Source organism: Pseudidiomarina sp. (genome assembly GCF_048267825.1).
GTDB lineage: Bacteria > Pseudomonadota > Gammaproteobacteria > Enterobacterales > Alteromonadaceae > Pseudidiomarina.
This window is the reverse complement of sequence record NZ_JBLWWR010000024.1, coordinates 1-8726: the sequence shown is the minus strand read 5'-3', so window position 1 is coordinate 8726 and position 8726 is coordinate 1. Positions and strand designations below refer to the sequence as shown.

Here is an 8726-nt window from a genome sequence, read left to right as displayed (position 1 = left end):
AACACCGTTTAATCCCTTGCTACGCCTAGCTTTAACGATTTACCACCGAACCCGTGACTGCCCTCCGGAGGCAGAGGCCACAGGTTCGACTCCTGTCGGGTGCGCCATATCTGCAGGAGCTTCACGGTTTGTGAACACTAACACAAAAATTTTTGTGCCAAATCTGTGCCAAATTTATTCCTGCTTATAATATTGTCGCCCTTCAGCGCCGCTGATGCAGGCGATTTCCAGCCACTTTTTACTTTTGTTGAGACCAGTATTTAAGTGTAATAAGTCCAACACACCTTTCTAAGACGGTTGAATTCGATAAAAGAGAAAAAGCCGGTGATTGAGCCCATGAGATACATGTGGTAGCCTATTTCTTATTTTGAAATGGTTTTTTCATCTGCAGGTTGTTCGTTTGCCAAAAATTATTTGGTCGTTGATCGTAGTCATTTTACTTCACAGTTTTTTTACCTGTGCGGTTGCCGCTGGGCATGTGGAGGATAGTAATCACACTTTCGATTATGCCTATCAACATCATACGCACAATGATCACGAGACGAAGTCACCCGACAACCTCGATCCAAACCACGAACATCAATTTCACGCACACATAAGCTGTATCACTGGTTATTCAATCTGTGCTGCGGCAACACCATGTCCGAATCTTGCAATCCCACATCGATTACTTCCTTTCGATAGTAACGACCATCAACCACCAACCCCACCACCAAATGCCTAAACTTCACGTCTAAAATTTGTGCATTAGCACGCCATTTTACTGTGGAGATAATCATGAAATTACTTTATTTCGTGATTGCTGTACTTGTGGGGTTACTTGCAACCTCATATTCAGCAATCGCAAATGAGTTATCATTGCGAGAGGCATTTGAGAACGTCTTGCGAGATAACCCAATCTTAAAGAAGTACCCGTATCAGCAACGTATGGCTGAAGCTGAAAAACTGCAGGCATCGCTGCGTCCAAATCCAGTTATCGGGTTCGAACTGGAGAATTTTGCTGGTAATGGTGAAAGCCAAGGATTCGACAGCGCTCAAGCAACATTGTCGTTCAGTCAGCTTATTGAGCTTGGTGGAAAACGCGAGCAACGAGTTGAGTATGCGAACGCGCGACAACGTCAGCGGGCCGCTGAGTTTAATTACGAAAAGATCGAAATCCTAGCGGAGACGGCTTATCGTTTTTACGAAGTTGTTCGGTTGCAGCAGTTGGCCGAGTGGAATAGCCATCAGCAGCAACGGCTCGATAGTGCAATGCAAATAGTCAAGGAGCGGGTCCGGTCCGGAGCTGTGCCACCATCGGAAGCAACTAAAGTTTCATTGCAACAACGCCAAGTAAGTGTCCAATCCGAAGAGATTGTTGGAAAGCTTGACCAAGCACGAGCGAACTTAAGTGCAATGTGGGCCGCTCAGCCGAACTTTACAGGTGTAGTCGGTAACTTTGATCAATCTTTTGATATTCCGTCACAAGCTGAAGTTGAACAAGCGGTCAATCAAGCGCCAGAGTTTCTTCGTTTACTGGATTCAGAAAGATTACTTGCGGCAAAAGTTGATGCTGTGAAGGCAGATGCTTCTGCCGACCTCAATGTTGGAGTGGGTATTCGTTACAACAATCAGCTAAATGACGCTGGTCTTGTTATCCAGGCGTCGATGCCTCTTCAACTTTCGAACCCAAATCAGGGAACTCTTGAGGCTGCTCAAACTGAGCGAGCGTTAATTTTTGAACAACAGCGGTTAGTACGGGAACAATTACGCGTTCACGTCAAGTCGCTATTGGGACGCATACAAACAAATTATCGCTACTTAAAGAGCATTCAAGCAGATTTATTGCCCCTCGCTGAGCAACTAGTCGATGAAACCACCGATGGCTATCGCCGAGGTATACATAGTCTTTTAGTTGTTCTTGATGCGCAAGATGAACTAGCACAGCTTGAGTATCAAACCCTTGAGCGCCGAACCGCTATCCATCAAGACATTCTTGAGCTTGAGCGAATGACGGGTCAATCATTTTTGGAATCTAAATTATGAATTTTATAAAAGCAATTTTTACATTGATCGTTCTATGCGTAGCGCTAAGCCTATCAGCATTGAGTAATGCTTCAACTGAGCATGGCCATACGGAGACAGAGACCAAGGGGCCAAATGGTGGAATCCTATTAAGCGACGGTGATTTATCAGTCGAGATAACGATTTACGAAACAGGAATTCCCCCGGAAATGAGAGTCTACACCTACCTAAACGGAGAAATCGCAGCACCAAAGGATGTGGAGCTCTCGGTGACTTTGCATCGGCTTGGCGACGTCAATGACAACTTGAGCTTCACGCCAGAGAATAATTATCTGGTCAGTAATGAGGTGGTCACTGAGCCACATTCTTACGAGGTCTCGGTTGCTGTTAGTACGAAAGACCATCGTGCTACATGGCATTATGAAAGCTTTGAGGGAAGAACAACCTTGTCTGACCGCATCATTCGAAAGGCAGATATTTTGGTTGAGCGTGCGAGCCCGCAGACACTTGAGCTCAAAGAGCGCTTGTTTGGGGTTATTGCTCCAGTAACAGAAAAAATCATCTCAATTACTCCGACTTATAAAGGGAAGGTAACTGATGTTGAGGTTTCCATTGGCGACCAAGTTTCAGCTGGCCAGACGCTTGCGAAAATTATCAACGCTGCAAGTGGTGTCAGTTACGATGTTGTTAGCCCTATTAAGGGAGAGATTACCGAAAAGTTTGTATCTGTCGGTGAAGTGGTTAACGAGCAAACACTTTTCGAGATTGGTGACTTATCCTCGGTTTGGGTTGAGCTCTCAGCGTTCCCTGAAAACATCGAGAAACTTCAAGTCGGACAAACAGCGGAGGTTTACGACTTGCATCAACACGAGCGCGTTCGTGGAGAAGTGATCTACATTGCGCCGGTGATGACTGGAGGGCATATCGCTCGGGCGCGAGTGCTTATTGATAATCCGGCGGGTCATTGGCGGCCTGGTATGCATGTAAAAGCGGATGTAAATACCCGTCAGCGAGATGTAACTTTAGCGGTTCAAGTGGATGCCATTCAGTCTTTTCGCGACATGCCTGTGGTGTTTGCGCAGTACGGAAACACGTTTGAAGTTCGCATGGTAGAGCTTGGTGAAAGTGACGGAGAATATACCGAAGTGACCGGCGGTCTAGCTCCAAATACTCCTTATGTAATCGGCAACAGCTACATACTCAAAGCTGATGTTCTCAAAGACGGCGCGAGCCATGACCATTAAGGGGCGAATTTATGATTGATTTACTGATTCGGTTCGCCGTTCAACGTCGATGGTTGATCATGGCGGCAACAATATTGATAGTAGGTGTTGGCGTATTTAGTGCGCTCAAACTGCCCATTGATGCGGTACCGGACATTACCAATGTGCAGGTGCAAATCAACACAGAAGCCTCCGGCTATTCCCCGCTAGAAACAGAGCAGCGCATTACTTATCTGGTTGAGAATGCGATGGCGGGTATACCAGACCTTGACTACACACGATCAATTTCTCGGTACGGTTTATCGCAAGTAACCGTGGTGTTTGAGGAGGGAACTGATATTTATTGGGCTCGCCAACAAATCAGCGAACGTTTGCAGATGGTCAGAGGTGAACTGCCTGTCGATGTTGAGCCAGCGCTTGGACCAATAGCGAGCGGTTTAGGTGAGATCTTTACATACATCGTCAGCGCCGATGCTGATGCGCGAGATGAGAATGGTCAACCCTACACAGCAGAATCGCTTCGTACCTTGCAAGACTGGGTAATCCGTCCTCAATTGGTCAAAGTTCCGGGTGTGACCGAAATCAATACTGTTGGTGGCTATGAGCGCGAGTACCAAGTCTCTCCGCACCCCGGAAAGTTGCTCGCTTATAAAATCTCGGTAGACGATGTTTTTCGAGCATTGCAGCTCAACAATACCAACGCTGGTGCGGGCTATATTGAGCGTAACGGCGAACAATGGCTAGTTCGCTCTCCCGGTCAACTACAATCCTTAGTGGATATTCGTAATGTGGTTGTTACCAAACGTGATGACGCACCAGTGAGGGTGAAAGATGTTGCGGATGTGTCGTTTGGTGAAGAGCTACGAACAGGAGCTGCTACGGCTGACGGTGAGGAGGTGGTGCTTGGGACCGCAATGATGTTGATTGGCGAGAACAGTCGTATTGTGTCTGAAGCGGTTGCTAAGCGTCTGGAGGAGGTGCAGCTCAGCTTACCCGATGGTGTAACGGTCGAGTCCGTTTATAATCGTACAACTCTGGTTGAGAAAACCATTGCGACCGTCGAAAAGAACCTGTTCGAAGGAGCAGTTCTTGTTATTGTGGTGCTGTTTCTTTTGCTTGGAAATGTCAAAGCTGCACTCATTACGGCACTGGTTATTCCATTGAGCATGTTATTCGCTATCACGGGTATGGCGGCTAATCGTGTGTCCGGTAACTTAATGAGTCTAGGTGCAATAGATTTCGGCATTATCGTCGATGGCGCCGTCATTGTTGTCGAAAATGCCTTACGTCGGCTCGGATCAGCACAACAAAGGCTAGGGCGTTTATTGACGACCAAAGAGCGCTTACAGGAAGTGTTTGAGAGCACACGTGAAGTGTTTAATCCTGCGGTATTTGGTGTGTTGATCATTATGTTGGTTTACTTACCAATATTTGCACTTAGTGGCGTTGAGGGAAAAATGTTTCATCCTATGGCATTCACCGTTGTGTTTGCATTGCTGGGTGCGCTTATTTTTTCTATGACGTTTGTACCAGCCGCGCTTGCGATTTTCGTGAAAGGCAAAGTTTCACATGGTGAAAATCGTCTTATGCGCGGGGCTAGACGACTTTATGAGCCGCTTTTGAATACGTCTCTGAAACGACCCATTGTGATTGTCTTGGTCGGTTTGAGTCTGTTTATGGGATCAATCTATCAAGCCTCGAAAATGGGAACAGAATTCCTGCCACAATTGGATGAAGGCGACTTAGCGCTGCACGCATTGCGTATTCCCGGTACGGGCCTCCAACAATCGGTCGATATGCAATTGCAACTTGAGGAAGTGATTGCTGAATTCGACGAAGTAAAACGGGTATTTTCAAAAATCGGAACCCCCGATGTTGCGACTGATCCCATGCCCCCGAGTGTTGCAGATACGTTTGTTATTCTGAAGCCAAAGAGTGAATGGGCGGATGCAGAAAAAACAAAAGATGAGTTTGTTGCTGAGTTGAGGGAAGCTGTCGAGCAAATACCCGGTAACAAATATGAGTTCACGCAACCCATCGAGATGCGGTTTAATGAGCTGATCGCGGGTGTTCGTGCAGATGTCGCTGTGCGTATCTACGGTGACGACCTCGACCAGTTGAAAGCGCTCGGTGATGAGGCTGTAGAGATCATTGCTGGCGTTGACGGTGCGGCAGATGTTCGAGCAGAACAAATGACCGGCTTACCAACATTGTCAGTGACACCGCAACGTGATCATCTCGCGCTACTTGGATTATCCGTTCAGGACGTTCAACGTGCAGTTCAAAGCGCTGTCGGCGGTTTAGTTGCCGGAACAATTTATGAAGGAGATAAACGGTTTCGGTTGATGGTTCGTCTGGATGAATCTTGGCGCACAGATATCGAAGCGTTAAGGCAGCTGCCTGTTACCGTGCCCCAAGCGAGCAACCCGGAGCTTCAGTACGTCCCATTGGGGGAAATCGCAGACGTTGAACTGACGGTTGGGCCCAATCAGATCAACCGGGAAAGTGGTAAACGCAATGTCATTGTAAGCGCCAATGTTGTCGATCGTGATTTGGGGTCATTTGTTGAGGACATTCGGCAACAGTTACAAAGCGATATATCACTACCAACTGGATATTGGATCGATTATGGCGGCACGTTTGAGCAACTTCAATCAGCGTCTCAGCGTTTAGCAATCGTGGTACCGTTGACGTTATTACTTATCTTTGGACTGTTGTACAGCGCATTCAACTCACTGACAAATGCCTTAATTATATTCACCGGTGTGCCGCTCGCGCTCACAGGCGGTATTTTGGCTCTCTCATTACGCGGTATGCCTCTGTCAATCTCTGCGGCTGTTGGATTTATTGCGTTGTCTGGAGTTGCCGTGTTAAACGGTGTGGTGATGTTATCGTTCATTCAACAGTTACGAGATGAGGGCAAAGCTATCATTGAGGCTGTGTACGAGGGTGCTCGTCAACGATTGAGGCCTGTGCTTATGACGGCACTAGTGGCGAGCTTTGGGTTCATCCCAATGGCGTTTAACACAGGCACGGGCGCTGAGGTTCAACGGCCTTTAGCAACGGTTGTCATTGGCGGAATTGTTTCGTCGACATTGTTGACGCTGGTTGTTCTGCCGGCGCTTTACCTGCTGATAAGCAGACTCAGAATAAGATCGTCTCATTCGTAATCTTGCTGTTTTGGAAGTTGGGTCGAAAGATCCAACTTCCATTCAAATACCCCCGAGCCATCATTACTAATGGCGAAGATACACCTATCGTTTTCAATCGTTTATTTTGGTCATGTCGCGAGCGAGAAGTTTAGCGACAATAGGTGAAGTAATCATTTGAATGACGGCAAAAAATGCAGCGGGAATTGCAATTTCAGGGGGAAGCCCAGATGCAGCAACAAAAGCAGCGGCAATGCTAAACTCCTTTTTACTGACTGTAAAAAGATAAGTGATCATTTCTTGTCGGTCATTGGTAAACAACCGGGACGTCATACCAACCAAATAGCCCATTAGATTAAGGCATAATGCTGCTCCGCCGATCACAAACGCATACCAGCCGTAACCAATGATAGTTTCAGCATTCGGCCCTACAACAGCGAGCAGTATCAAAAGATAGATCACCGAGCCGACACCTGCATAAGTTGAGTCATGTCGTGCAAAGAAGCTCGAAAAACGCGTGCGTAAACTAACACCGACGACCGTTGGAACAAGAACGACCAACATCAACTCAAGAATAATCGTGGCTAAGGGAACGGTTAGCTGAATGCCTGTTAACCATAAAAATAAGAAGGGAACGATGAATGGCGACAGCGCAGTATTGACTGCGTTAAAGACGGCCGCTAAAGCAACATTGCCTCGAGCCATCAGCACTAATAATGGCGAAGAGACATCTGTTGGCAGCGTGCCGAGTAGGGCTTGGCCTGCCGATAACGAGCCGCTGCCGAAGAAAAGTCTTCCGGTCAGCCATCCTGCAATCGACATGGGTCCATAAACGAGACCCAACGCCCACAATTGCCGTGATGGTTTACGTAGCACCATTCGTACATCGTGCGCATCAAAGGTTAAACTGATGACCAGCATTAACAAAGCCAGTAGTAGTCCGATAGAGCCTTCAAAGAAGCGTCCCGTTTCGGGCAGAAGTAATCCTAGCGCTGCGACACTGATGACAAACCAGACAAGGTTGGATTCAATAAAAGAGAAAAAGCGAGAGATATGTAAATCCTTTTTACTTGGCGGACAATTATGCTTTGTTTAGCGCGCTTATTCTGTTGCCAGAATTATACGTCAATTTGATTTGGCTGCCATGCTTACCACATAAATATAAGACACAAACTCCTGCGCGAACGGCCGCATTTGTCTGGCTAACTATCCTTTTTTCCATACCCTCTTGTGCCAAGTTTTGCAGGGTTTGGAGATAAAACGCTAAAACTTCTGGCTAAATGGCCTCGTTAAAATGCTCCTGAGACCCCTACAGGACGGGGCTTGCACGGTTAGCACCTCCTCTCACCATTTAATGTCAGCCAGTCGCTATTTACTCCGGAGGCAGAGGCCAGAGGTTCGAATCCTCTCGGGCGCGCCATTTACCTAGCCTGTCGCGATTTTCTTCCTTAAGCCATTTAACCGACAACTAGCTTTCCCCGATACATTTGCATCTGGCAATGAAAGTCGTACTCTCCGGGTTCCAGCGCTGGTATTTGAATTTGCTTTAATTTGTTAGAAGGCAACGTTTCACTTATTTCTAGCTTGGGAATGAGCAAAGTTTCAGAACAAGGCGATTGATCCTTCCGCAGGAACTTAAGTTCAACCGGTTTACCTTCAGGTATTTTTATTCTCGAAGGCGAGTAGATACCGTTTTCGACGGCAATCACCAAATCACCTTCTCCCAGCTTCAGCTGCTGGGGCTTGTAAAGCCAAAACCACCAGACGATCAGCGCGATCAAAGTGATACCAGCAATATTAATGAATAACATGTTTATTCTCCTGAATGCGTCAGTGTTAGAAGGTGCGTTAATGTTTCTTGGCTTTGAAAAAGCGTAACCGGTTAGCGTTACTCACTACCGTAAGAGAAGAAAAAGCCATTGCTGCACCAGCAATAACCGGGCTCAATAGCATTCCCAAAAACGGGTACAGAACGCCTGCGGCAAAAGGAATACCCGCTACGTTGTAAATAAAAGCACCAAATAAGTTTTGCTTAATATTGCGCAGCGTGGCCTTGCTCACCGCGATCGCATCGGCAAGCCCATGTAACGACCCACGCATCAATGTAATATCGGCACTTTCAATAGCAACGTCCGTCCCAGTGCCAATAGCGAAGCCTACATTGGCAATAGCTAGCGCTGGCGCATCATTAATACCGTCTCCCGTCATACCAACAATTTCGCCTTCCATCTGCAGCTCCTGAACCTTTTTTGATTTTTCTTCCGGCAGAACTTCAGCGAAAAATTCTTTAATTCCTACTTTTTCAGCAACTGCTTCTGCTGTCGCGCGATTATCACCAGTAAGCATCACT

The 8726-nt window shown here is 47.0% G+C and carries 7 protein-coding genes; 3 read left to right on the top strand and 4 right to left on the bottom strand.

The window, feature by feature from the left end; genetic code table 11:
• Nucleotides 1-605: 605 nt before the first annotated feature.
• Complete coding sequence (locus ACN0UN_RS11400; protein ID WP_153827330.1) at nt 606-779, bottom strand: hypothetical protein; 174 nt, start codon at nt 777-779, stop codon at nt 606-608.
• Here ACN0UN_RS11400 and ACN0UN_RS11395 point away from each other — a divergent pair.
• From ACN0UN_RS11395 to ACN0UN_RS11385, 3 genes are read left to right on the top strand one after another with little or no spacing between them, the layout of a single operon-like run.
• A complete protein-coding gene (locus ACN0UN_RS11395) occupies nt 778-2025 on the top strand; it encodes a TolC family protein (protein ID WP_128353159.1) in 1248 nt (415 codons plus the stop codon). The genes ACN0UN_RS11400 and ACN0UN_RS11395 overlap by 2 nt on opposite strands.
• Nucleotides 2022-3248: an efflux RND transporter periplasmic adaptor subunit gene (locus tag ACN0UN_RS11390; protein ID WP_110076959.1), complete on the top strand. Its 1227-nt coding sequence runs from the start codon at nt 2022-2024 to the stop codon at nt 3246-3248. Before ACN0UN_RS11395 ends, ACN0UN_RS11390 begins: the two co-directional genes overlap by 4 nt.
• 11 nt (nt 3249-3259) lie before the next feature.
• Nucleotides 3260-6397: an efflux RND transporter permease subunit gene (locus ACN0UN_RS11385; RefSeq protein WP_128353160.1), complete on the top strand. Its 3138-nt coding sequence runs from the start codon at nt 3260-3262 to the stop codon at nt 6395-6397.
• Nucleotides 6398-6490: 93 nt separating this feature from the next.
• Here ACN0UN_RS11385 and ACN0UN_RS11380 read toward each other — a convergent pair whose 3' ends face one another.
• The 3 genes from ACN0UN_RS11380 to ACN0UN_RS11370 form a co-directional block, all read right to left on the bottom strand.
• Complete coding sequence (locus ACN0UN_RS11380) at nt 6491-7408, bottom strand: bile acid:sodium symporter family protein (RefSeq protein ID WP_280113591.1); 918 nt, start codon at nt 7406-7408, stop codon at nt 6491-6493.
• 425 nt (nt 7409-7833) lie between these two features.
• On the bottom strand, nt 7834-8187 hold the full coding sequence (locus ACN0UN_RS11375) for a cupredoxin domain-containing protein (protein ID WP_034732779.1): 354 nt from the start codon (nt 8185-8187) through the stop codon (nt 7834-7836).
• Nucleotides 8188-8224: 37 nt separating this feature from the next.
• On the bottom strand, nt 8225-8726 hold a 502-nt coding region (locus ACN0UN_RS11370; protein ID WP_417660083.1), incomplete at its 5' end, for an HAD-IC family P-type ATPase.